This is a genomic window from Devosia polycyclovorans, from assembly GCF_042181575.1.
In the GTDB taxonomy this organism is placed as follows: domain Bacteria; phylum Pseudomonadota; class Alphaproteobacteria; order Rhizobiales; family Devosiaceae; genus Devosia; species Devosia polycyclovorans.
Map to the genome: position 1 here is coordinate 45,695 of NZ_CP170084.1, position 24,489 is coordinate 70,183.

Sequence of the window (24,489 nt, forward strand, 5' to 3'; positions counted from 1 at the left end):
AGCGACAAAGGCGGTTCGTTCACTGCGGGTCGAGACCGATGTCCCTGAGCAGATGCGGGCTGAGGGGCGGACGTTGCTTCTTGCCGCGCAGCCAAAGCGGCAGGCGGAAACGCCGACGAGCTGGCGGTGGGGCATTGAGGTAAAATGTGAAATCTTCGAACATGATGATCTGCCGGAACATGGCGGGCCGAAGCCCGCCATGCCTGGGGTTTAGCCCACCGGCACCTCCCGCTGGGCGGCGCCACCGCGAATGAGGACAAGTGTTGCCAACGCAGCGATGGCTGCGACGACACCTGCACCCTGGAACGCTGCCTGGAAGCCCTGAAGCATTTCGGCCGCGCCGGCGCTGCCATGGCCGAAGCCGGCGGTGGAGATCACCACCATGACGGCAAGACCAATGGCCGAGCCAATCTGGTAGGTGGTGTTGATGAGGCCTGAGGCCAGACCTGTTTCCTCGGGCTTGGCGCCTGCCATGCCCGACATGGTTGCCGGGATATAGGCAAGAGCCACGCCCAACGCCGCCAGCAGGGAAGCCGGCAGAACGTTGACCACGAAGGAACCATCGAGCGGCAGGCTGGCGAAGAGGATGAGGGACGCCCCCATCAGCAATAGGCCGAGGATAAGATTGGTCTTCGGTCCGAACCGGCCGATCAGCTTGCCGGAGAAGCCCACCATCACGATCATGATCAGAACCGTCATCGGCAGGAGCGCAAGGCCACTGGCGAGGGCAGAGAGACCGAGGATCTGCTGCAGGTAGAGGTTGAGGAAGAACCAAAGCGGGATCCAGGCAGCACCCAGAAGGGCCATGACCAGATTGCCGGCGGCCAGGTTGGGCGCTTTGAAGATGCCGAGGGGCAGCAGCGGTTCGCGGCGAACGCGCTGGGCGATCAGGAAGATCACGAAGAGCGCCAGCGAAATGCCGAGCAGCGACAGGATCAGCGGCGAGCCAAGGCCGGCCGTCTCGATGGTGACAATGGCATAGACCAGTGAAACCAACGCGCCGGTGACGGTGATCGCGCCGAACCAGTCAACCTTGCCGCGTGCCCGTTCGGACTTGCGCAGGACAGCCGGGATGGCGGCAAGCACGATCAGGCCGAGCGGCACGTTGAAGAGGAAGGTCCACTGCCAGGCCATCCACTCGGTGATCACGCCGCCGAGGAAAACACCGGCCGAACCGCCGGCTGCTGCTGCTGCACCCCAGAAGCCGAAGGCCTTGCCGAGTTCGGCACCATTATGTCCAAAGAGGCGCATGACGATGGTGAGGGCCGATGGCGCAATCAGCGCGGCACCGATACCTTGCAGGGCGCGACCGGCAAGCAGGATTTCCTGGCTTGTGGCGAGCCCGGCCAGCAGAGAGGCGGCGGTCAGGATGACGAAGCCGGTCGTGAAAATGCGGCGCGCGCCGAACAGGTCGCTCAACCGACCGCCGAGCAGCAACAGGCCGCCAAAGGCGATGACATAGGCGTTGAAAATCCAGCTCAGACCGCTGGCGGAAAAGCCGAGATCGGCCTGGATGGCGGGCAGTGCCACGCCGATGATGGAGGTATCGAGGATTACGATGAATTGGGCGGCACACAGCAATGCCAGAGCGGCCCATCTCTTCGGATCCGGTATGAACTTTTGCATTGGAGTTCCCCAGAAAAGGTTTCTCGCCGATTGCGATTAACCCCGGTCTCCGGCTTCCAACGCTGGTAGAGTCAAGAGGAGTGAGGAGGAATGTTGCAAACAAAAAAGGCGGTGAAAATTCACCGCCTTGAATGATCAGTGGGTATGCGGGTCTATTTCACCCGCAATACCAAATCGAGGCTTTCTCCTGATCAGTACTTTTGGCGCCGGAGAAACAGCGAACTCTTCGATGATAGGGCAGTCCGGCCTGTCATCGCCGTAGCAATTTTCCGCCAGATGCTCAAGTGTTCGACCCATTGCCTCAAGCGCTAGCGCCTTTTCTTTCAACTTGGCGACATGCTCCAGCGCGATAGCCTTGACATCGGCACTGGCACGGCTGCGGTCCCGCCACAGCGCCAGAAGGTCTCGCATCTGTTCGACGGAAAAACCGAGGTCCCGGGCGCGATTGATGAAGCGAAGCGCATGGATGTCGTGATCGGTATAGACGCGATACCCGGCATCTGACCGGTGTGCAGGGGTGATCAGACCGATGGTCTCATAGTAGCGGATCATCTTGGTCGAGATACCCGTAGCCTTTGCAGCGTGCCCGATGTTCATTTTGCGTACTCCAGCTCAAGTGGCGCACCAGAGGCACCTGCTTCGGAGCCGGCCGGCGCTCCAAAGGAGCGCAGGCGGAGGGCATTGGCGAGCACAAAGACGCTCGACAGGGCCATGGCACCGGCGGCAAGCGCAGGAGAGAGCAGCGTTCCGGTGAACGGGAAGGCCGCTCCGGCAGCAACCGGCACCAGTGTAGCATTATAGGCGAAGGCCCAGAACAGGTTCTGCTTGATGTTGCGGATGGTGGCCCGGCTAATGGCGAGAGCCGTCGAAACGCCGCGCAAGTCACCCGACATCAGGACCACGTCCGCGCTTTCGATGGCGATGTCGGTGCCGGTACCAACAGCCAGACCGACATCGGCCTCGGCCAGTGCCGGCGCATCGTTGATGCCATCACCCACGAAGGCCAGCTTGCGACCATCCGCACGCAAACGCTTGATGGCATCGACCTTGCCTTCGGGCAACACCTCGGCAACCACTTCGTCGATGTCCAGCTGGCGGGCAATTGCCTGCGCGGTGCGGGCGTTGTCGCCGGTGATCATCGCTACCTTCAAACCCTGCTCATGGAGAGCAGCAATGGCGCTGCGGCTGGTTGGCTTAATCGGGTCGGCTACGGCGATGATGGCGGCAAGCGTGCCGTCGATGGCGGCATAGAGCGGGCTCTTGCCTTCATCACCCAACTGGCGGGCATTGCCGGCAAAGTGGTCGACTGAAATACCGGCCTTGGCTAGTGCACGATCGGCACCAACAAGAACCTTGTGGCCGTCAACCATGCCGGAAATTCCATAGCCCGGGGTGGCTTCAAACCCCTGGGGCGCTGTCAGAGACAGCTCGCCCTTTTCAGCAGCGGCAACGATCGCTTCGGCAATCGGGTGCTCCGAGAGGGTTTCAAGGCTCGCCACCTGACGCAGGATTTCAGTGCGATCAAAGCCCTCGGTCACGATCAGGTCGGTCAGTTCAGGCCGGCCCTTGGTCAGGGTACCAGTCTTGTCGAGAGCAACAACATTGACGTCACGCAGGGTCTGCAGAGCCTCGCCCTTGCGGAACAAGATACCCAGTTCGGCAGCGCGGCCGGTTCCGACCATGATCGAAGTCGGGGTCGCCAGGCCCATGGCACACGGGCAGGCGATGATCAGCACGGCAACGGCATTGACCAGGGCGAAGGTGAGCTGCGGCGACGGGCCAAACACAAACCAGACGGCAAAGGTGGCCAGAGCGATGGCAATAACGACCGGGACAAAGACCCCGGTGACGCGATCGACAAGTGCCTGGATGGGCAGCTTGGAGCCCTGGGCGGTTTCGACCATGCGGATGATCTGCGCCAGAAGCGTGTCAGCGCCGACCTTGGTGGCTTCGAATTCGAAGGAGCCGGTCTTGTTGATCGTGCCGCCAACGACTTCGTCACCCTCGCCCTTGCGGACGGGAATAGGCTCGCCGGTGATCATGGCTTCGTCAACATAGGACTCACCAGACCGCACGATACCATCGACCGGGACCTTGTCGCCGGGGCGGATTTGGATGCGGTCGCCGGCACGGACGGCCTCGAGCGGCAATTCAATCACGGCCCCGTCGCGTGCAACACGGGCGGTCTTGGCCTGCAAGCCGACGAGGCGCTGAATGGCCTGGCTGGTGCGACCCTTCGCGCGAGTTTCAAGGAGACGCCCGAGAAGGATCAGCGTCACGATGACCGCTGCCGCTTCATAATAGACATTGGCGGTGCCGGCAGGGAGCAGGCCGCCGAAGAAGGTGGAGACGACAGAGAAGCCCCAGGCGGCCGATGTGCCCAGGACGACGAGCGAGTTCATGTCCGGGGCGCCGCGCAGCAAGGCCGGAATGCCCTTCTGGAAGAAGCGCAGGCCAGGTCCGAACAGGACGACGGTGGCCAGGATGAACTGCAGGTAGTGGTTGGTCTGCATGCCGATGGTGTTCATGATGAACATGTGCACCGCCGGAATGAAGTGCGAGCCCATTTCCATAACAAAGAGCGGCGCGGTCAGGACCGCTGAAAGGCCGAAGGCCCAGCTGAGCTTGCGCGCCTCAGCCGCCTTGCGATCGCTGGCGGGCTCCGGTTCGGCACCGGCCTCGGACGCGACCTGACGCACGTCATAGCCGGCCTCCTTGACCGTGGCTTCGAGCGCGGCGCGTGTGACCAGGCCACCAGCCGCACTAATGGTTGCCTTTTCGGTGGCGAGATTGACGCTGGCGCTGATGACGCCGGGAACGGCGGAGAGGGCCCGCTCGATGCGTCCGACGCAAGAAGCGCATGTCATGCCCTCGATTTCGAGTTCAAAGCTTTCGGCGCTGGTTTCGTAGCCGGCCGAGTTGATGGCGGCGATGATAGCGCTCGGTTGCACAGATCCATCTGTTTCGACACTCGCCCGCTCGGTGGCCAGGTTAACAATGGCCTTGATCGTACCGGGGACGGCGGCAATCGCCTTCTCCACCCGCAGCACGCAGGAGGCGCAGGTCATGCCTTCAATGGGGAACTCGAAACTGGATCCGGAAGAGATGGTGTCCGTAGACATTTTGCAGTCCTTTCATTTCGACTGCCATTCCATCTGGGGCTTCCAACGTTGGTAAGGTCAAGCGCTTTTTTGCGAGAAAAGTCCTAGACTAAAAAAACTGCAGATCGGGCCTTGACCCTCCCACCGTGGGAAGAACGATCTTCCATCGTGTCTCAACCAGAAAGGACACGACATGTATAACTTCACTGTCTCCGACATGACCTGCGGCCATTGCGCATCGACCATCGAAAAGGCCGTCAAGAGCACCGACCCGACTTGCGAAATCAAGATCGACGTCGCTGCTCGCAAGGTGCAGGTGGAAACGGCCCGCCCCGTACAGGACATCGCCGAGGCCATCAAATTGGCAGGCTATTCCGGCACGCTGGCCGCCTGATTGCGCCAGATCAATTCATCCGGGCAGAGCGGTCATATGGTCGCTTTGTCCGGCTTGCCATCTCGCGGCCAGAATGTCCGCACACTAAATGACCGACTTCTGAGGATAGAAAGGCTGCTTATGCTGATCACCCGACGCACATTCGCCGTTGGCACCCTGAGCCTCCTGGGTGGAGCCGCCGCGATGCCGGCGCTGGCGCAAGCCGCAGCCCCGGTAATCTCAATCAAGAAAGATCCCTGGTGTGGTTGTTGCACCGGTTGGGCACGCCACCTTGAGCAAGCCGGATTTGCGATCGACGTGGAAGAGATCGAGGAGATGGAGACCGTCAAGGACACTCTCGCGGTTCCCACCGAGCTTCGTTCATGCCACACGGCGACAATTGACGGATACGTGATTGAAGGTCATGTGCCGGCCGAGGCTGTCATTGCCCTGCTCGATCAGCGCCCGCAGATCCGGGGTCTGGCCGTTCCTGGCATGCCCATTGGTTCACCAGGGATGGAAGGTCCGGCGGGGAGCGACCCCGATGAGTACGACGTGATGGCATTTGACGGCTCGGGTGATTTGGTCTTCATGCGGTTCGCCGGTCACCAACGTGTGTAACCCTTGACCCAGCCCGATAGCGGGACGAGATGAAAACGAAGTCATTCATCGAGCACAAATGACGCGGATAGTTCAAGCACTGATGACCTTGTTGATGGCGCTGACGCTCAACGCCTCGATGGTCTTTGCTTCGACGGGGCATGCCGCAACGCATCACGCCGAGACGACCATAGCCCAACCCTGCGACCATCATGGTCATGGTCCAAAAAAATCAGGCCATGTGAACGAACTGGCAGCCGAGGACTGTGCTCAGCAGATCTGCCCCTCCTGTGTGGGCTTGCCACTGTCTCTTGCCGCCGAATTAGGCTTTGCCACGTCTCGAATTGCCGCGCTTCCGAGATTGACCCAAAGGTCTCCGCGCTGGCAGCCACCACTGTTCCGGCCGCCTATCCATATCTGAAGCTCCGTTGATGGCCTCCGGGCCGACCCCTCTTTCAGATATTGGAGTTTTCCATGAGCACTCTGCTCTCCCGTCGCGCCTTTGTTGGCGCATCCCTCGCCCTTGCCGGTAGCGTGGCCCTGCCGCGCTTCGCGCTGGCTCAACAATCAACTCCCCGCACTCTGGTTGCCGAGCGGCGCGTCATTGATGTGCTGGGCAAACCGGCAAACGTCTTCGGCATTCGTGCCCACGACGGGCGACAAGGTTTGTTCCTGCCTGCCGGCGAACGCTTTCTGGTCGACCTCGAAAACCAGATCGGCGGCGAAACCATCATCCACTGGCACGGCCAGGTCCCCGATCCCGCTCAGGACGGCGTATCCGACACCGGCTATGTCTCCCCGCTGGCTGCAGGGGAAACCCGGTCCTTCGACTTCCCGGCGCGCAGCGGGACGCACTGGATGCACTCCCATCACGGGCTGCAGGAACAGTCGCTGCTCGCCGCGCCGCTCGTCGTTTACACCGCCGAGGACGAAAATGCCGATATGCAGGATGAAACCGTTCTGCTGCATGACTTCTCGTTCCGCGCGCCCGATGAAATCCTTTCTGAGCTGACGGGTGGTCAAAGCGGTGGCCACGACATGCACAACATGTCGGGCAGCGCCATGCCCATGGATGGTGGGATGATGATGGGCGGCATGGACCATGGAATGATGTCCATGGATCTCAATGACGTTGCATACGACGCCTTCCTTGCCAATGATAGAACGCTTGACGACCCGCAGGTCATCCGCACGGAGCCAAATGGCAGTGTCAGGTTGCGCCTGATCAATGGCGCAACCTCAAGTGCTTTCTGGATCAATCTCGGTGATGCCCAAGCCACTGTTCTGGCTGTGGACGGCAACGACGTCGAGCCGATCACCGGCAGTCGCTTCCCGATGGCGGCTGCCCAGCGGCTGGACCTGCTGATCGACATGAAGGGCAAGTCCGTGGTTCCGGTGTTAGCTCAGGTCGAGGGCCTTACGGACCGCACAGGTGTCATCCTCGCGGTCAATGGTGCCGTGATCCCGAAGGTGTCGAGATACGCGGAGCAAGCCGAGGGGCCGGTCGATCTGTCCCTGGAAGAAAGACTGATCTCGCGCCATCCACTTGCGTCCAGGGCAGCCGACCGGACGATCCAGACCATGATCATGGGGTCAATGGCGCCCTATGCCTGGAACCTGGATAATGCCCCTTGGCCCAACCGCCGCCCTCTAACAGTGGCCGAGGGCGAGAGGGTGACTCTCGAGATCATGAACCATTCGATGATGGCCCACCCCATGCACCTGCATGGTCATCATTTCCAGGTCACGTCGCTCAACGGGCGGGCCTTGAACGGCGCGGTGCGCGACACCGTTCTCGTGCCGCCCATGGCCACGGTCGGCATCAGCTTCGATGCTGATAATCCAGGACGTTGGCTGTTCCACTGCCACAACCTCTACCACATGGCCACTGGCATGATGACCGAAGTGGTTTACGGCTGACGCCCAGCCTCCGAGCTCTCTGCTCCGCCCGCTCCGTCAATCCGATGGGCGCGGCGGAGCAAGATGTGCGTCCCGACCAGGAGCACAGTGGGCCAGAGCATGGTGTTGACGATGTCCTTTGCCGAGCCACCAAGTTCGGCTGTGGACGGACCATGATGGAAGATGTCCACGGCCTCGTTGACCAGCTCAAACGCGAGCACGGTCGCCCAGGGGAGCCAGAACCAGCGTCCCCGGGACAAAGTCAGGAAGACGACCAGATAGATCGCCAGCCCCAGGTGAATGTGAAGCGCGTCCTTGCTGAGGTGCAAAAGCTCGCTGAGATTAGTCTTAAGCGCGTTGAGCATGGTAGGCCCTCCTTAGTCGGACCTAGCATTGCGACCTTACCGACACGTTAGGGAAGGCACCTAACCACCGAAGCCTCCCGACGAGCTACCCCTTGGTTCGTTTAGCTCCCCATGCGACAAGTTGTGTCTGGACCCCGCGCATGATTTTCGCCAGAGTATTCACGTTCACAAACGCTGCTCGGTGCACCATCTTGCGATCGATCATACAAATGCTGACGAGCCTTGTGCTGGCGATGGTCGTTGTTGGTATAACTCTGGTGCCAATGTGGCAGGTGATTGGCCATGCCAGTGAGCCCCAGCATTCGGTAGCAGAGGTCGCCGACACGTATGTCCATGCCGTAAAAGCTAAGGTCGGCGTACATGCGGTCGGTCACCATTCGACTGCCGATCATGCACACGAGTTGCCAATATTGGGGCTGGCTGACCTGGCCCATGTGGTGCCGTCAAGTAAGCGCTGGGACCCACCTACGCCCTTGAATGGCGATGGCACTGCCCCCTCTGATCCCGAGCAGCCTCCGCAACACATCTGAGCACTCACTGGGGAACGATAAAGTTCCCTTAAGTTGTGCCTGATGTGAGGTTGAATCATGCGAATTTTTGCGCCGCTTTGGCGCAGTCGACTCGTCCGGTGGGCGATTTGCAGGAACGGACATTCCGCCCGGGTCCTGTGGGCCGATGCCATGGCCACGCGGCAGTTGTTGGCTCTGACAGGATCGCATTACTGCTCGCGCGAACAGGTCTTCGCCTCTTCGGTGTCGGGTGTCAGGCCATGAGACGTGCGTTTGCTCTGCATCGTCATTCACGGTGGCGGCATCTTGTTTGGCTGCCCGCAATTGTCCTTTTGACATTGGTCGTGGGCCTGATGTCGCACGTGCTTTTGACGAGGATATTTCCGCAACAGATTTCGCCGGCACTTCGCGGCTCCATGGAGCTAGATGGCTGGACGGTATCGGCAGTTGCGACCTCCAGGCAATCAGCGCTTGCGGTAGACCTCCAATTCATCTCGAAGGATGAGGACAATATGTCGCCGCCACCTTGGCCCGTCGTCTCTGCAGTCATGCGCGAACATGGCATGACCGAGCGTTTTCAAACGCGAGCACTCGGCCCTACCCGCTTCGTGGCCACTCTGGAATCGCCCATGCCTGGAGCGTGGACGATCCAGGTCGAGGCAGACGGCGCCTCACTGCAATTCCCTTTCAAGGTTCGCTGAACCACAATTACGAAGGTTGTCATATGAAACGACGCCATTTTCTCGCTGGCCTGGCGGCCATATCGGCTTCGCCGATCACCCTTAATGCCACACTGGCCCAACAGGTGGCTGTTGATCCGGATGCCCGGCTTTATGCTGGCATTCATGGGGAGGCCTTCGATATTCCGCCCGTCGATGTGAGCTTGATCCGATCGGGTTTCCGACGCCAATTCATTGACTACAAGACAACTGAGCGCCCCGGCACAATCGTTGTCGATACCGAGCACCGCTATCTCTATTTGGTCGGGGAAGGTGGCAGCGCCATACGCTATGGCGTCGGCGTTGGACGCGAAGGTTTCACTTGGTCCGGGCGCGGCGAGATCCGCCTAAAGCGCGAGTGGCCCACATGGACCCCGCCCGCTGAAATGATTGTGCGGCAGCCTGAACTCGAACCTTACCGGAACGGGATGGCCCCAGGATTAGACAACCCACTTGGAGCGCGGGCGCTCTATATCTTTCAGGACGGGCGCGACACACTATATCGCGTCCATGGGACCAACGATCCTGCCACGATCGGTGTGGCAGTGTCGAGCGGATGCGTTAGGCTGCTCAATCAAGATGTCATCGACCTTTACAACCGTGTTCCGGTGGGGAGCCAGATCGTGGTTCAGCAAGCGGTATGAACACATTTGCGCGACATCTGATAATCCTCGCCCTTGCTGCTTCCGCGGTGCTGCTCTTCGGCTGGCTGCGGACTGAGTGGGACCCGATGCATCGCTGGAACAGAGCGTTCGGTGACACCGCCTTTGTGCTGATTTCCCTGACCATGGCTCTGGGGCCGATCGTGGCGCTGCTTCCAGGCGCTTCATTCCTTCTTCCTTGGCGTCGAGAGCTCGGCATTTACTTCGGGGTCGCGGCAACTGTTCACACGCTCATAGTTCTGATTGGCTGGCTTGACCTCGATATCTGGCGGCTCAGCGGCTTCGCATTCCATCCGGCGCTTCAACGCTACGTGCTGGCGGAGCACGGTCTTGGTCTCGGGAACTGGATTGGGGTGTTTGCCTTGATCCCGTCAATCGGCTTGGCATTTATCAGCAATGATCGTGCACTTGCCTTTTTGGGGCCAAGAACGTGGAAATGGCTTCAGTCGGCGGCTAGTGGAGTATGGATCCTCGTCGTGCTTCACGCCGGATATTTTCTCGTTATGCATTTCCAGCATTTTCATCGGCCAGAACCCCCGCCTAACCCGGTCACTTGGTTTGTCGTCGGTCTTACGTTGTCTGTGCAGGTTCTGCGCTGGTCCGCGACCTATGTGGTCTGGCGCAGAGGTATCGCGGGGCGCCGCAAAGCGCCGACCGGCACGCCTGATGTACGCGGAACGGGCACCCTGTGACAAAGCAAAACCAGATGTAACTTTAGTACCCTGGATGTGTCATTTGAGAAGGTCCAACCAAAGGCGATCACGGTAGTTCGATTGCCAGCCTGGTCTACCGTGCCAGTCCTAGCGCTGGCACGGTAGACAAGGGGGGCGCATTCGGTGTCCTCGTGCCAAATTCTGCCAAAGGGCCAGACAAGTCCTCATCCCCGAGGTGGACAGCGGCGTAATCCTGGAGAAACAGCATCGATGAGGCTGGACTCGCGCTTGTCGAGCATCCTGACGCCCCCCGCCGTGGCCACCACCTTATCGTCCGCATGCGCCGCCCCCCCGCTATTTGATCCTGGCGGATCGCAGGCGCAGCGAATTGCCAATCACACTCACCGAAGACAGCGCCATGGCCGCCGCCGCAATGGCCGGAGACAGAGTCAGCCCGAACACCGGGTAGAGGACTCCAGCCGCGATGGGGACACCGGCCGCATTATAGACGAAGGCCAGGAACAGGTTCTGGCGGATGTTCTGCATGGTGGCGTGCGACAGGCGCTTTGCCCTCGCAATGCCGATCAAATCGCCATTGAGCAAGGTCACGCCAGCACTTTCCATGGCCACATCGGTGCCGGTGCCCATGGCGATACCGACATCAGCCGCCGCAAGGGCCGGTGCGTCGTTGACACCATCGCCAGCCATGGCGACGACCTTGCCCTGGCTTCTCAGATGCTCGACCACTGCACTTTTGCGCTCGGGAAGGACATCGGCTTCGACATTGTCGATCCCGAGCTTTGCGCCGACTGCCTTGGCGGTGACAGCATTGTCGCCCGTCATCATGACCACACTCATGCCCTGGCTCCGCAGGTCGGCAAGCGCTTCTGCGGTCGTGGCACGGATTGGATCGGCTATCCCTAGGGCGCCAGCGACATTGCCGTCGACCGCGACGAGAACGACCGTCGCCCCCTCGGCGCGTACATCGTCGGCGCGGGATCGCCAATTGCCCAGTTCCACGCCCTCGGCATAGAGATACTTTGCGCTGCCGATCAGAACCCGGCGGCCTTCGACTATGCCCGTCAGGCCTTTGCCGACAGGAGAGTCAACGTCACTCGGCGCAGAGAGGTTGAGTGTGCGATCCTCCGCTGCGGCAACGATGGCCACGCCAAGAGGATGTTCGCTAGCGCGTTCGAGACTGGCAGCAAGCGTCAAGAGCTGGGTCCCGTCAAAACCATCCGCAGGTATTACCCGCGTGAGGCTTGGACGGCCCTCCGTCAACGTTCCGGTCTTGTCGACCACGATCGTGTCGATCTTTTCCAGCCGCTCCAGGGCCTCGGCATTCTTGATCAGGAGACCCAGCTGAGCGCCCTTGCCCACGCCCACCATGATGGACATAGGCGTGGCCAGACCTAGGGCACATGGACAGGCGATGATCAGAACTGAAACTGCGGCGACCAGGGCGTGCGCCAGGCGAGGTTCGGGGCCCCAGACCATCCAGGCCAGGAAGGCGAGGAGAGCTATGACAATCACCAAAGGCACGAACCAACCCGAAACCTGGTCGGCAAGCCGCTGAATTGGCGCCCGCGAGCGTTGCGCTGCTGCGACCAGTTGAACGATGCGCGACAGCATGGTGTCGCGCCCGATTTCGGTGGCCTGCATGACCAGGCCGCCGGAGCGGTTGATCGTTCCGCCGATCAGCCGCGCGCCCTCGGCCTTGGTGACCGGCATTGATTCTCCGGTGACCATGGATTCATCGACGGCACTCCGCCCCTCCAGGACGGTGCCGTCGACCGGCACTTTCTCGCCGGGCCGAATGCGCAGATGGTCGCCGACCATCACCGCGTCGACCTCGACTTCCTCGTCGGATCCATCCGGTCGGATGCGCCTCGCAGTCTTAGGTGCGAGACCGAGCAAGGCTTTCATCGCGCCCGAGGTCTGTTCACGGGCCCGGAGCTCAAGAACCTGTCCAAGAAGCGCCAAGGCCGTGATGACCGCGGCGGCTTCGAAATAAACCGGAACGGCGCCATCCATTCCGCGCATGGATGATGGGAAGATGTCCGGCACCAAAGTTGCCAGCATCGAATAGAGCCAGGCCACGCCAATACCCATGGCGATCAGCGTGAACATGTTCAGGCTACGATTGACCACGGACGCAGCCCCGCGCTGGAAGAAGGGCCATCCGGCCCAGAGAACGACGGGCGTGGCCAGAACAAGCTGGATCCAGTTGAGCGCCTGACCAGGAAGAACCCCATGCAGATCAACCAGATGCGCGGTCATCTCCAGGACGAAGACCGGTGCGGCGAGCGAGGTACCGACCCAGAAGCGCAACGTCATATCGCGTAGCTCAGGGCTAGGAGCATCGTCGGCCGTGGGCATTTCCGGTTCCAGCGCCATGCCGCATATGGGGCATGAGCCAGGCTCTGACCGCCGGATCTGCGGATGCATAGGACAGGTCCAGACAGTGCCTTCGGCTGCTGGTCCTGCCTTTGCCGGCGCCGCCGCTACATACTGCTCTGGATTGGCCTTGAACTTGTCGTGACAGTTCTGCGAGCAGAAATAGAAGGTTCGTCCGTCGAAAGTGGCCTGAAACACGGCTGTCGACGGGTCCACATCCATGCCGCAAACGGGATCCTTGGTCATGGTTGGCGGCGACTTGTTTTCGTGCTGATGCGACGCGTGACCATGCGCATGGGCGTGATGGTGGGCGTGATCGTTTGACATGGTGGCACCTCCCAGAGCTGGCAGCTTGCACCTTCCAACGGGGGTAAGGTCAATCTGGCTCTGCGCTTTTGTTGGCCTCGGCCTTTGTGCTTGCGACATTCGCCTGGAGACGTCGGATAACGAGGTCTGCCGCTTAGCGAAGCTTGGCGTTGTAGCAAACCACGACCTTTATCGTTCAGGTTTGCGCCGCCGATAGATAGATCGATACGGTCCGCGATTGAAGTTGTCGCCTTCTCGACCGGATTGATTCTTGGCTGAGTGGCCGCTGATATAACTCCCAACCGAAGGCAATTAGGGAGGCCGGCGAGCGACCTCCCTCCATCATCACTGGGCGGCTTCAATCTTGACCACAGTGATCTTGCCGTTGACCCGGTCTGCCTCGAACACAACCTGATCGCCGATGGCGAAGGACTTGAGGAGGGTCGGGTCGGCCATCGTGAACACCATGGTCATGGCGTCCATGCCCAGATTCGTGATGGCGCCGTGCTTCAGTGTAATTTTGCCTGGAGCTTCATTTATCTTCTTTATCTCGCCCTGGACTGGAACGGTGGCGGCCAGGACTGAGGCCGGAAGAAGAGCGAACAAGGCAGCGATGAAGAGTTTGCGCATTTGCGTTTTCCTTTGTGAGAACTACTGAACGATTATGGTGCCGAACATTCCGGCTTCGCGGTGGCCTGGAAGTAGGCAGGAAAAGTCGAATTTACCTGCATTGGTGAACTTCCAGGTAATTTCACCAACCTTCTTGGGCTCAATACGCGCGGCGTTTGGATCGTCATGCTCCATGTCCGGATTTTTGGCCATTTCCATGCCGTGCTTGAGATTGGATGCCAGATCGGCGAAGACCAGCTCATGGTCGAGTTCGCCATTGTTGCGGATGACAAATTTGACCTGCTCCCCAGCTCTAATCTTGATCTGATTTGGCACAAAGGCCATGCCGCTCCCGGTCTCTCTCATCGCGACGAGGATGATCCGAGCGGGTTTAGATGGATCACCGGGTTCGCCATACACCAGCGCTTCGTCATGTGGGTGTCCTTGGTCCGCCATTGCTGGATTGGTAATGGCCATCAACGCCATCACTGCAACTGTCAGATATCTTCTCATTCGCATCTCTGTGATTAGTGGTTGGAGTGGTCGGTGCCAGGCTTGACCACCTGGACTTCTGTCGTTGTCGAAGCATCAAACTGCGGTGAGGCCGCCCGTTCGATCGCCTGGGACTCGCCTGTCCATTCGTAGGAGACGGTCCCGGCCGGGTGCTCGAACCAACCCGGATCTGAGTAGTCATGAGTCGCGAGGCCCTCGCGAACTTTTACGACCGAGAACATGCCCCCCATCTCGACCGCACCGAACTGGGCCCAGCCTGTCATCATCGGCAAGGTGTTGTCGGGTATCATCATCTCCATCTCTCCCATCTCGGCCATGCCAGAGGCTCCCATGGACATGTAGTCAGGAACGAGCGCTTGAATTTTCTGGGTGAGATCATCACGATCGGCTCCGATCCAGGTACGGACGTCATGACCCATGGCGTTCATGGTATGGTGGGACTTATGGCAATGGATGGCCCAGTCGCCGGGTTCGTCCGCCACGAAATCGAAGGCGCGCATTTGGCCAACAGCGCAGTCGATCGTGACTTCAGGCCATGCGGCCTCTTCGGGCACCCAGCCTCCATCGGTGCAGGAGACCTTGAAGTCGTATCCGTGCATATGGATCGGATGATTGGTCATTGTGAGATTGCCAAATCTGACCCGTACCTTGTCGCCTTTGGCCACCACGAGTGGGTCGATCCCGGGGAAGGCTCGGCTGTTCCATGTCCAAAGGTTGAAGTCTGTCATGGTGTTGACCTTCGGCAGGTAGGCCCCTGGCTCGATGTCATAAGCATTGAGCAAGAACACGAAGTCGCGGTCCACCCGGCGGAATGCCGGATCCTTGGGATGGACGACGAAGAAACCCATCATGCCCATGGCCATCTGGACCATTTCGTCGGCATGAGGGTGGTACATGAATGTTCCGCTTTTCCTCAGTTGGAACTCGTAGACGAAGGTTTTGCCGGGTGGGATATGCGGTTGGGTGAGCCCTCCCACCCCATCCATTCCGCTCGGCAGCAACTGGCCATGCCAGTGGATGGTGGTATGCTCGGGCAGTTTGTTGGTGACGAAAATGCGGACATAATCGCCCTCGACTGCTTCGATCGTTGGCCCTGGCGATTGACCGTTGTAGCCCCAGAGATGGGCCACCATGCCCGGCGCGATTTCGCGAACGACCGGTTCTGCGACCAGGTGGTATTCCTTCCAGTTTTGCTTAATCCGCGGTCGGAGCGTCCAGCCATTGAGTGTCACAACCGGGTTGTAATCGGGTCCACTCGTTGGGATTACAGGCGGCTGCATCACTGCTTCCGTCATCGTCTCCGCCTCGGGGATGGAGGCCGCTTGCGCCCTCCCGGTGTCCGCCGTCAGCACCAATGGCACAGATTTGAGGTTGTGATTTAAGGAGGATTTGGGCTTCGTCGTAGTGACGAAGGAACGAAGATGAAGCCCAAATCCTCCTTGAAAAAATCGCCCTCCAAGGCTCCCGCGGAGCGGGTGGTGAAGGATATCCGGCGTGCGACGCGTCGGCACTTCTCGGCCGAAGACAAGATCCGGATCGTGCTGGAAGGCTTGCGCGGCGAGGACAGCATTGCCGAGCTGTGCCGCAAGGAAGGGATCGCCCAGAGCCTGTATTACACCTGGTCGAAGGAGTTCATGGAGGCCGGCAAGCGGCGCCTCGCCGGAGACACCGCCCGCGCTGCGACCACCGGCGAAGTGCATGACCTGCGCCGCGAGGCCCGCGCCCTGAAGGAATGCGTTGCCGACCTGACCTTGGAAAACCGCCTGCTCAAAAAAAGCATGATCGCGGATGGGGGCGACGACGAATGAGGTATCCGGCATCCGAGAAGCTCGAGATCATCCGGATCGTCGAGCAGTCGCACCTGCCGGCCAGGCACACGCTGGACCAGTTGGGCATTGCCCGCCGGACGTTCTATCGCTGGTATGATCGCTTCCTCGAAGGCGGGCCGGAGGCGCTGGAAGATCGACCATCGGCGCCGAGCCGTGTGTGGAACCGCATCGGCGATGATATCCAGGACCAGATCGTCGAGATGGCGCTGGATTACAGCGAACTGTCACCGCGCGAACTGGCGGTGCGCTTCACCGACGAGAAGCGCTACTTCGTGTCGGAAGCCACGGTTTACCGTCTGTTGAAGGCCCATGATCTGATCACCAGCCCGGCCTATATCGTGATCAAGGCCGCCGATCAGTTCCACACCAAGACCACCCGGGTGAACGAGATGTGGCAGACCGACTTCACCTACTTCAAGATCATCGGGTGGGGCTGGATGTATCTGTCGACCGTGCTCGACGACTTCTCGCGCTACATCATCGCCTGGAAGCTGTGCACCAACATGCGGGCCGAGGATGTCACCGACACGCTGGACCTCGCGCTCGAGGCCTCGGGTTGCGACAGCGCAACGGTGCTGCACAAGCCTCGGCTGCTGTCGGATAATGGCCCGAGCTACATCGCGGGTGAACTGGCGGAATATATCGAGGCCCGGAAAATGAGCCATGTGCGCGGCGCTCCGATGCATCCCCAGACTCAGGGCAAGATCGAGCGCTGGCATCAGACCCTCAAGAATCGCATCCTGCTCGAAAATTACTTCCTGCCCGGTGACCTTGAGGCCCAGATCGAAGCGTTCGTCGAGCATTATAACCACCGACGTTACCACGAGAGCCTGAACAACGTGACGCCCGCCGACGCCTACTTCGGCAGGGCCGATGCCATCATCAAACAGCGCGAAAGGATCAAACGGAAGACCATCGAACATCGGCGCTTGCTGCACCGCAAGATCGCCGCTTAATATCATCCCCAGGACGAGGCCCGCACTCCGCTAATTTACGCCGCGAGTTGTGCCAAATGTTCTGACGACGGACACGGCCAACCTACGCAACTCGCTTCATCTTGATAGACTTCGAAGTGTTGATGTCCGTGCGGCACGTCCGCTGTAACGCAACGATCGTCGGCAACGATGCTTGCAGCGCCGTCATGGGCCATGGCGAAGCTCGTCGCCATGAGCATCACGGCGACCACAACAGTCAGAGCTTTTCGAACCAATGCTCCCATCATGGACAGGAATATACCCTAGCCCGCGCATCCTGCCAGCACCCAATTGTCGCACGCGGGTAAACCGCCACAACATTGGCGTTGACTAATGGTTTTGGTGAACGGCCAATCGGTGAAACGATTCGCAATGTCCGGGCGCGGCCCCCACTTGGGGCAAACAAACAAGGGGACGAGTATGGCGACAAGCGTAAACGACCACCGAGGAGATTGCGGATAGCCACTCTTGCCATTCGTTCTGAGCTCCTACTCAAGGTCGAGCAGATACGTCGCCATATCCTCCAAGTGCTGATTCAGAAGGTAACGCGTACTACCTTGGATAACTTCTGACATGCTTCCACCAAAGACGTCCCCATCTGGCGTGACACCCGAACGCAGGGCCTGCACCAAAGTGTCTTTGTCGTAGCCTCTGGAGGCCAGAGCTTGAGGAGTTATTGGTGGGGAACTTTGTCCATCGAGCATGGCGGGGTCGCCGCCCAGTTCTTCATCTTTGGGGAGGCCTCCGGCCATGTTGCGAGGAACATGGCAGGCCGCACAGTGAGCCGGCCCCCACACAAGGTATCGTCCCCTGTTCCAGGAGGCGGACTTGTTGGAATCAGGAACATATGCGGAGGGCTTTTCGAAAAGTGTACGCCAGAGCTTTATTCCGGATCTCAGATTGAAGGGGAATGGTACTTCGTGGCTCTTGGACAACCTGTCTGAGGGCGGCGTGTCTTGGATTGCCGCCCAGAGATCTGCTAGATCGCGGTCCGTCAGCGAGGCATAGAACTCGTAGGGGAAAGCGGGGTAGTACGCCTCCCCTTCCGGGGAAACACCCTGTCGGACCGCTCGCGCGAACTGTTGAAAGGTCCAGGACCCGATCCCAACGTTGGGATCAGATGTGATGTTAGGCGCGTAGAATGATCCAAATCTAGAGTTGAGCGCGTCGCCACCCGACAGCGGCTCTCCTCCAGCACGGGTGTGACATGTGACGCAGCCAGAAAGCCGCGCCAGATAGGCACCACGCTTCGGGTCTCCGTTCCCCTGCGTCAAAGGAGTCGGCGCTGGGAGGGGCGACATTTGAAGTGCGAGCAGTGAGAGCGAAACGAGGATTATAAGAGCGACGAGGGCAGTTCTGAGCCTGAACATGGCTACCGCCTGAACTGTGAATGGCACGACGCACATGTCGCGGCAATGTCCGAGTAGATTTCGCCTACCGTGCGGATGGCGATCGCCTCTTCAGACTGCGTGGACTGAGCCGCTTCTCTGTCAGAGGTCAGGTTCGCTGCTCGCTGGGGGGCCAATCCCATGAGCCACTCGAAATCCATCGCCGCCCATTCAGTGGCAGGCCCACTCGTTACCGTTTCCTCTGCTTCTGACATTCCGTTTGCTGGTTCGAGCATGCGTTCTCCTGCCTGCCCAAGTTCCTCCCCCAGCACCCCGAGTTGATCGGCAAGCTGGCTGAACTCCTCCCACCGCGCCCATATTGCAGGCTTCGCTTCGGACGGAGGTTCAATGCTATCTGGTGGAAAAAGGTCAGTCATGGCGGGTCCGGCGTGCATGGCGATCATCTCCGCCGCTGCGATAACGGTCTCTTCGTCGCCTTGGCCAGGTGAGGATGCGATCGGCGCCAGGGCTTTGACCTGTTCGCTCAACATCATCATTCCCATCATGCGTTCGCCAACAATGCCAGTCGCACCGTTGTGGCCCAGGGCAGATATGGCTCCAATAAGGAGTATCCCGCAGGCCAAGGACCCCAGGTAAGAAATATGTCGATTCATCAGTAATCCAGTGCTGAGTTGTCAGAGCGATCTTGCGATGTGGCTCAGCAGCTCGGCGGTCTTAAGTCGTTGGACTTGATGTCGAGCCAGATGTTCGTGGCGGTGTAGGCACCGTATTGGTGGATTGCAGGCATGTTGAAATCCACTGGGTGCTCGGCTGGGCCAAGAATTAGAACGCCGCAATGAAGTGCTGTGTCGCCTTGATGATGCGAAACGTTTTCATGATGCCCGGGCTCCGAGACTGAGGAGCGTTCCTCCACCTGGTGCCGACCTCCATCGAACTGCCAGTCTCCGGCGTGCGCTCCAACGAAACCCGATAGCAAGACCACAAGAACGGCCAGGACAGTGGCTATGGTTCTGTACGTTCTCACGCGCGGTTCCCGAATTGGCGGACACTCATCCACCAGGAGTCTGGTCGGTAGAAGTGATTCTATTAATATCCCACGAGGACCATCTGCGGGGCAACACTGAACCCAGCATATTGGAGCACCGCCATGGGCGCGATTATGCTGCACTAGTCCTTGGATGGCAAACTGCGGGCCTGCTGGTAATCGCGCTCGCGCTTGGGCCAGGTGCTCTTGATGTACTCTAAAATATCCATGATCTCTTCATCTGACAGAACGTCAGCGAACGTAGGCATGTCAGTCTCGTATCCGGGAGCAATGGCTTCCAAACCATCCCGTATCATGATCAGGAGTTGCTCATCGGAGTGATGCCAGGTGTGTCCATCGGCATTGTGCGGAGGAGCGGGCAACCGGCCGCTGGGCAATCGCTGCATCCAATCGGGCTGGCCCTCCAAGTTCGTACCGTGGCAGCTCGCACAAAACTTTGTGTAGAGACCTCTGCCGGCATCTTCCGATCCGCTGCAGGCGGCGAGTATCAGCGGCAAAACGAATGCCAGCAGAAGTCCTGCGCGGCTCACTGCCCAAACGGAGCCCAACTTTCGCCACCGTTCATACTGGCGAGCACATTGCCTTTCTGCGTAACGGCGACCAGATCATCGCCATCGCTATTCCCCGCGGCGAGATGCAGGACGACATCTTCCCCCACTGGAACCGAAATCTCTTCCCATTTGCCGTCAATGCCGCGCCTCAGAAGGCCGGCGCCGACGTAGTAGGCGTACAGAGAACCCTCTGTGTCCATGTAGACGGCAGTGACAGGCACACCAGCTGGCCCGATGCGTGACCACGTAACGCCATGGTCCGAGCTCTGCATAAGGCCGTCCGTCGTTCCAGCGAACAGTTGCCCCTCTGAAGAACCCGCGGTGATGTCTATAGTCTGCTCAGGCGCCGGACCGCGCTCTACCCAGCTCGCACCACCGTCCATGCTCATTTGTACGCCGCCATAAAGGCCGTAGATCAGAGATGGGTTCACCTGGCTTACCGACATGGCGTGAAAATCAACTGGTCCATCCGCTCCGTCCGAGATGTGGGACCAGGTAGCCCCCCCATCGGTTGAACTGATGACGCCGATGTTCCCGCCGGACGCAGGATGTCCGCTGGCAAAGAGCCTTCCGTCTGGAGCAATCGAGAAACCCATGAAGTCGTCAGGTGCAGATGCGAGCTTCGCTTGGCCATCCTTGTTCACCAGGTACACGCCGTTGTGGGTTGCCAAAGCGATGCCCGACCAAGGTTCTGGCAGAAACGCCACACCATGGATGTGGGACAGTTCGGAGACGTCGACCGTTTCAGCATGAGCATGGCTCGCCCAAAAGGGGGCAGCTGCTATGAGAATTAAAGGGGAGATCCAGTTCTTCATCTACGAGCCTCGCTTAATCTTGCCCGTTCAGTTAGCTCAACAACCACAGAAGGTTTAGGGCGTGACGATAACGAGTGTGTTACAAGGCAAGTCCGCACTCATTGAGTAGGAGCAACGCGTTCTCAAAATCGTGACAAAGGCAATTTGAACCGCGCCGGCTTTGCCGGAGGCCATTTGGTCTAAGCTATGCGGCCATAGCCGGTTGATCCAGTGCGGCGTAGTAATTTGCCTCGGCTTCGGCGGGCGGGATGTTTCCGATTGGCTCGAGCAGCCGCCGGTTGTTGAACCAGTCGACCCATTCGAGGGTGGCAAACTCTACCGCTTCATAGCTGCGCCATGGGCCGCGTCGATGGATGACCTCTGCCTTGTAGAGGCCGTTGATGGTCTCGGCCAAGGCATTGTCATAAGAGTCCCCAACGCTGCCCACTGAGGGCTCAATGCCGGCCTCGGCCAGCCGCTCAGTGTACTTGATGGACACGTATTGGCTGCCTCTATCGCTGTGGTGGATCAGGCCGCCTCCATGCAATGGCCGCCGGTCATGCAGGGTCTGCTCCAGGGCGTCTAGGAAGAAACTGGCATGGGCGATCCGCGACGCACGCCATCCGACGATGCGGCGGGCATAGGCATCGATGACGAAGGCCACGTAAACGAAGCCGACCCATGTGGCGACATAGGTGAAGTCAGAGAGCCAGAGCCGATCAGGTGCCGGGGCATGGAACTGGCGGTTCACCTGATCGAGCGGACAAGGAGCCGCCTTGTCGCTGATCGTGGTGCGGACCGGTTTGTCGCGAATGACACCCTGCAGGCCGAGGTCCCGCATCAGCCTTTGCACTGTACATCGCGCAACATCGAACCCTTCCCGCTGCATCTGCCGCCAAACCTTGCGGGCCCCATAGACCGAGAAGTTCTCGGCAAAGACCCGCATGACCTCAGGCTTGAGGGCTTCATCGCGTTGGGCGCGAGCCGACAGCCGCGAGGGATCACGCTGCTGGGCAACATGCTCATGACGGGTGGAGGGGGCGACTGGCAGGACCCTGTAGATCGGCTCGACCCATAATGCCCACGATGTTTGTCGATCAAGGCGATCCTCGCTTCAGTCGGCGGCCGAGCTCCGCCTGGGCGAAGTACGCGGAGGCTTTGCGGAGGATCTCGTTGGCCTGCCGCAACTCCCGGTTCTCCCGCTCCAGAGCCTTGAGCTTCTCGGCCACATCGCTGGGCACTCCAGCACGCCGGCCACCATCGACCTCGGCCTTCTTCACCCAGTCATTCAGGGTGTGGGCCGAACAGCCGATCTTCTGGGAAACCGAAACCACGGCCGCCCAGCGCGACCAGCACCATCCGCACCGCCCGGGTTCGCACCTCGGGGGAAAACTTGTTCGTTGTCTTGCTCATCAGGCTCTATCCTACTTGGGAGTTAGAGCCTCCGACAGTCCCGGTGCGGTTCACTTCCATGGTTCGAGGTGCCTATCGCAGGAAAGATCGTGATCCTGTCATCGCCGATGTCGTCGTGCTTGCCGCTTGCGAACTTCGGGGATGTCTTCAAACCCTCGTCACCGCATTGTCGCCGAATTCGGCCCTAGTCTAATGTGCGCAGGGTTTGCCGCTACGGTTAAGTGAGTGATGACACCAACATTAAGTCGCAGGATCATTCCCATGCTGATGCTAATCGGCACATTGGCCATGGCGCTCACGGTGCAGCAGGCGACAGCTATCGGTCATTCAGAAGCAGCATGTCTCGGAGAGGTCCACCAGGACGACACTGAGGACGAGGCGTTGCAACACACGCACCACGCCAAGCGCTGTTACCCTGTTGCGTATGCAATCGTGGCGCCGGTAGGGGTGGTCCTTGATATCAATAACGGGATCTCGATTTTCGGCCCAGCGGCCGACGAAGCTCCGCCGGTCAACTCTGGAAGGTCCAAGCATTTCCGTCCTCCGCGTTTCATCTGCGCCGCGATCGCAACTCGACCGACGCAGCCGTATTTCGGCGCTCAGTCGCACGAACGCCAATACAGGATGAGAACGATGAAAAGACGAAATTTCCTCGGGCTACTGCCCATGGGCATTGCTGCCGCCACCCTCCCGACGATAAAGTCGGCAAGGGCCCAGTCTCTTTGGGATATGATGAACCAGAACCGTTCGCTCAGCGATGCAGAACGGGAGGCAAACAGCGCTGCCGCCATTCAGGCCATCGACACTGTTGAGCCGATCCTGAGTTATGACACGGCCAACAACCTTCAGATGGCGATCGCCCAGTACGAGCCGTTCGTCGCGAGCGGCGGCTGGGAGCAGGTGCCGCAGGAGACATATGGCGTCACCATTGGCGTAGCACGCGATGGTGTTATCCAACTCAAGCGCCGCCTGCTTTCATCCGCAGATATGGCCATGGTCGAGCGGGTTGACGACGTCATGGATGCGCCCACCGATGCCGCATTGCGCCGGTTTCAGGCCCGCCACGGACTGCACGTCAGCGGACAAGTGGACGAGGCAACCTGGTATGCACTCAACGTCCCGGCAGAGACACGTTTGCACCAGCTTCGGCTGAACTTGCTCCGCGTGCAGAATATGGTGTCGGAACTTGCCGACCGCTACGTCGTGGTCAATATTCCCGCAGCGTTCATCGAAGTGGTGGAAGGTGGTATGGTCCAGCGGCGACACACTGCCGTGGTCGGTCGAATTGATCGGCAAACCCCCATTCTCAAGAGTCGCATCCATCAGATCAACTTCAACCCGTATTGGAACGTGCCGGTGTCGATCATCCGGCGCGACCTGATAAAGTACATGAATGAGAATCCAAATTATCTGACAGAGCAGAAGATTCGGATCTTCGATGGCAGCGGAAACGAACTGCAGCCCAGCCAGATCAATTGGCAGACCGAGGAGGCGGTGAACTACAGCTTCCGACAGGATCCGGGACCGCTGAATTCGATGGGGAACGTGAAGATCAACTTCCACAACCCCCACGCAGTCTACCTCCACGACACACCGACCAAAGGCTTGTTCGGCGAAAACGCCAGATTCTATTCCTCGGGCTGCGTGCGTGTGGATCAGGTGCAGGATTTCGTTGCTTGGGTGCTTCGCGACAACGGCGACTGGGGACCATCAGATATTCAAACCGTGTTCGCGACCGGAGAACGTAAGGATGTGGACGTGAGCAGTCCTCCGGAAATCCATACGACCTATATTTCGGCGTGGGCCAACCGCAATGGCGTGGTCAGCTTCCGTGATGATATCTATGAATTCGACATGGCCGGCAAAGTGACCTTCGAGACATGACCCGTGCGGAGAAGCTGACTTTCGCTGTCAAGGGGATGGGCTGTGACGGTTGTGTCGCAGCCATTGAGAACGCCGTCATGTCAATGCCAGGCGTAGCGTATGTTGGTGTCTGCCTGTCATCGATGACTATGACAATACGCCCTTGCGAAGGTTTTGACTTTGAGACCACTGTCGCCGAGGTTCGCTCACTTGGCTATGACGTCAACAGGGAAGGGCAACTTGACGCCGCTCTTCAGTCGGACTGTCCATGCCGAGACTATTCTCGGCGCTCCGGGGGCGGCATGGTCTAGATCACCTCATCAGGCTTAACGACAGGCG

Annotated in this window: 22 protein-coding genes, 1 pseudogene and 1 other annotated feature; of the genes and pseudogenes, 10 read left to right on the forward strand and 13 right to left on the reverse strand. The window is 59.5% G+C overall.

Translation table 11 applies throughout. The features are described 5' to 3' along the window. Window positions 1-19 precede the first annotated feature (19 nt). From ACE4RL_RS18515 to ACE4RL_RS18530, 4 genes are all read right to left on the reverse strand, one after another. Complete coding sequence (locus ACE4RL_RS18515) at window positions 20-163, reverse strand: hypothetical protein (RefSeq protein ID WP_297112250.1); 144 nt, start codon at window positions 161-163, stop codon at window positions 20-22. 47 nt (window positions 164-210) lie between these two features. Then, the gene (locus ACE4RL_RS18520; RefSeq protein WP_375600395.1) at window positions 211-1,626 is read right to left on the reverse strand and encodes an MFS transporter; all 1,416 of its coding nucleotides are present in this window, start codon (window positions 1,624-1,626) and stop codon (window positions 211-213) included. A gap of 135 nt (window positions 1,627-1,761) precedes the next feature. Continuing rightward, on the reverse strand, window positions 1,762-2,223 hold the full coding sequence (gene cueR, locus ACE4RL_RS18525) for a Cu(I)-responsive transcriptional regulator (RefSeq protein WP_375598510.1): 462 nt from the start codon (window positions 2,221-2,223) through the stop codon (window positions 1,762-1,764). Further along, window positions 2,220-4,748: a copper-translocating P-type ATPase gene (locus ACE4RL_RS18530; protein WP_375598511.1), complete on the reverse strand. Its 2,529-nt coding sequence runs from the start codon at window positions 4,746-4,748 to the stop codon at window positions 2,220-2,222. The genes cueR and ACE4RL_RS18530 overlap by 4 nt, the downstream gene beginning before the upstream one ends. Window positions 4,749-4,920: 172 nt before the next feature. Between ACE4RL_RS18530 and ACE4RL_RS18535 the strand changes: the two genes are divergently transcribed. The 4 genes from ACE4RL_RS18535 to ACE4RL_RS18550 all read left to right on the forward strand — a co-directional run bounded on the left by ACE4RL_RS18535 (window position 4,921) and on the right by ACE4RL_RS18550 (window position 7,620). After that, entirely contained in the window at window positions 4,921-5,121 is a 201-nt protein-coding gene (locus tag ACE4RL_RS18535) for a heavy-metal-associated domain-containing protein (RefSeq protein WP_116587587.1), read from the forward strand. 120 nt (window positions 5,122-5,241) lie between these two features. After that, a complete protein-coding gene (locus ACE4RL_RS18540) occupies window positions 5,242-5,721 on the forward strand; it encodes a DUF411 domain-containing protein (protein WP_116588133.1) in 480 nt (159 codons plus the stop codon). A gap of 58 nt (window positions 5,722-5,779) precedes the next feature. Further along, window positions 5,780-6,121: a hypothetical protein gene (locus ACE4RL_RS18545; RefSeq protein ID WP_375600327.1), complete on the forward strand. Its 342-nt coding sequence runs from the start codon at window positions 5,780-5,782 to the stop codon at window positions 6,119-6,121. A 53-nt stretch (window positions 6,122-6,174) separates the two neighbouring features. Then, the gene (locus ACE4RL_RS18550; RefSeq protein WP_375600328.1) at window positions 6,175-7,620 is read left to right on the forward strand and encodes a multicopper oxidase family protein; all 1,446 of its coding nucleotides are present in this window, start codon (window positions 6,175-6,177) and stop codon (window positions 7,618-7,620) included. Here ACE4RL_RS18550 and ACE4RL_RS18555 read toward each other — a convergent pair. Further along, the gene (locus ACE4RL_RS18555; protein WP_116587589.1) at window positions 7,611-7,964 is read right to left on the reverse strand and encodes a hypothetical protein; all 354 of its coding nucleotides are present in this window, start codon (window positions 7,962-7,964) and stop codon (window positions 7,611-7,613) included. The genes ACE4RL_RS18550 and ACE4RL_RS18555 overlap by 10 nt on opposite strands. 209 nt (window positions 7,965-8,173) lie before the next feature. Between ACE4RL_RS18555 and ACE4RL_RS18560 the strand changes: the two genes are divergently transcribed. The 3 genes from ACE4RL_RS18560 to ACE4RL_RS18570 all read left to right on the forward strand — a co-directional run bounded on the left by ACE4RL_RS18560 (window position 8,174) and on the right by ACE4RL_RS18570 (window position 10,546). After that, a complete protein-coding gene (locus tag ACE4RL_RS18560) occupies window positions 8,174-8,494 on the forward strand; it encodes a hypothetical protein (protein ID WP_350182149.1) in 321 nt (106 codons plus the stop codon). A 703-nt stretch (window positions 8,495-9,197) separates the two neighbouring features. Next, window positions 9,198-9,836: a L,D-transpeptidase gene (locus ACE4RL_RS18565; protein WP_116587592.1), complete on the forward strand. Its 639-nt coding sequence runs from the start codon at window positions 9,198-9,200 to the stop codon at window positions 9,834-9,836. Beyond that, window positions 9,833-10,546, forward strand: a complete 714-nt coding sequence (locus ACE4RL_RS18570) for a ferric reductase-like transmembrane domain-containing protein (protein WP_207785196.1) — start codon at window positions 9,833-9,835, stop codon at window positions 10,544-10,546. The genes ACE4RL_RS18565 and ACE4RL_RS18570 overlap by 4 nt, the downstream gene beginning before the upstream one ends. 315 nt (window positions 10,547-10,861) lie before the next feature. On the opposite strand, the gene ACE4RL_RS18575 is transcribed toward ACE4RL_RS18570, so the two are convergent. From ACE4RL_RS18575 to ACE4RL_RS18590, 4 genes are all read right to left on the reverse strand, one after another. Continuing rightward, a complete protein-coding gene (locus ACE4RL_RS18575) occupies window positions 10,862-13,231 on the reverse strand; it encodes a heavy metal translocating P-type ATPase (RefSeq protein ID WP_375600329.1) in 2,370 nt (789 codons plus the stop codon). 324 nt (window positions 13,232-13,555) lie between these two features. Beyond that, complete coding sequence (locus ACE4RL_RS18580) at window positions 13,556-13,840, reverse strand: copper-binding protein (RefSeq protein ID WP_375600330.1); 285 nt, start codon at window positions 13,838-13,840, stop codon at window positions 13,556-13,558. 21 nt (window positions 13,841-13,861) lie between these two features. Beyond that, on the reverse strand, window positions 13,862-14,338 hold the full coding sequence (locus tag ACE4RL_RS18585) for a plastocyanin/azurin family copper-binding protein (RefSeq protein WP_375600331.1): 477 nt from the start codon (window positions 14,336-14,338) through the stop codon (window positions 13,862-13,864). A gap of 8 nt (window positions 14,339-14,346) precedes the next feature. After that, window positions 14,347-15,693 (reverse strand): multicopper oxidase family protein, encoded by a 1,347-nt coding sequence (locus ACE4RL_RS18590; protein WP_375600332.1) that lies wholly within the window; start codon window positions 15,691-15,693, stop codon window positions 14,347-14,349. Between the two features lie 60 nt (window positions 15,694-15,753). Between ACE4RL_RS18590 and ACE4RL_RS18595 the strand changes: the two genes are divergently transcribed. After that, a protein-coding gene (locus tag ACE4RL_RS18595) for an IS3 family transposase (protein ID WP_269372447.1) occupies window positions 15,754-17,117 on the forward strand; the annotation gives its coding sequence in 2 pieces (ribosomal slippage) (window positions 15,754-16,101 and window positions 16,104-17,117; 1,362 coding nt in all). Window positions 17,118-18,507: 1,390 nt separating this feature from the next. Here the strand turns inward: ACE4RL_RS18595 and ACE4RL_RS18600 are convergent. The 4 genes and pseudogenes from ACE4RL_RS18600 to ACE4RL_RS18615 all read right to left on the reverse strand — a co-directional run bounded on the left by ACE4RL_RS18600 (window position 18,508) and on the right by ACE4RL_RS18615 (window position 22,287). Continuing rightward, on the reverse strand, window positions 18,508-19,137 hold the full coding sequence (locus ACE4RL_RS18600) for a cytochrome c (RefSeq protein WP_116587601.1): 630 nt from the start codon (window positions 19,135-19,137) through the stop codon (window positions 18,508-18,510). 514 nt (window positions 19,138-19,651) lie between these two features. Beyond that, window positions 19,652-20,041, reverse strand: coding sequence for a c-type cytochrome (locus tag ACE4RL_RS18605; RefSeq protein ID WP_375600400.1), 390 nt, complete (start codon window positions 20,039-20,041; stop codon window positions 19,652-19,654). A gap of 14 nt (window positions 20,042-20,055) precedes the next feature. Next, window positions 20,056-20,895, reverse strand: a complete 840-nt coding sequence (locus tag ACE4RL_RS18610; RefSeq protein ID WP_116587603.1) for an exo-alpha-sialidase — start codon at window positions 20,893-20,895, stop codon at window positions 20,056-20,058. Between the two features lie 184 nt (window positions 20,896-21,079). Next, a pseudogene (locus tag ACE4RL_RS18615) lies at window positions 21,080-22,287 on the reverse strand (IS3 family transposase). Further along, window positions 21,911-22,026, reverse strand: a sequence feature (AL1L pseudoknot). It overlaps the preceding pseudogene by 116 nt. Before the next feature lie 261 nt (window positions 22,288-22,548). Between ACE4RL_RS18615 and ACE4RL_RS18620 the strand changes: the two are divergent. Beyond that, window positions 22,549-24,171 (forward strand): L,D-transpeptidase family protein, encoded by a 1,623-nt coding sequence (locus tag ACE4RL_RS18620; protein ID WP_165836741.1) that lies wholly within the window; start codon window positions 22,549-22,551, stop codon window positions 24,169-24,171. Continuing rightward, window positions 24,168-24,461, forward strand: coding sequence for a heavy metal-associated domain-containing protein (locus ACE4RL_RS18625; protein WP_116587605.1), 294 nt, complete (start codon window positions 24,168-24,170; stop codon window positions 24,459-24,461). Before ACE4RL_RS18620 ends, ACE4RL_RS18625 begins: the two co-directional genes overlap by 4 nt. Window positions 24,462-24,489: the final 28 nt, after the last annotated feature.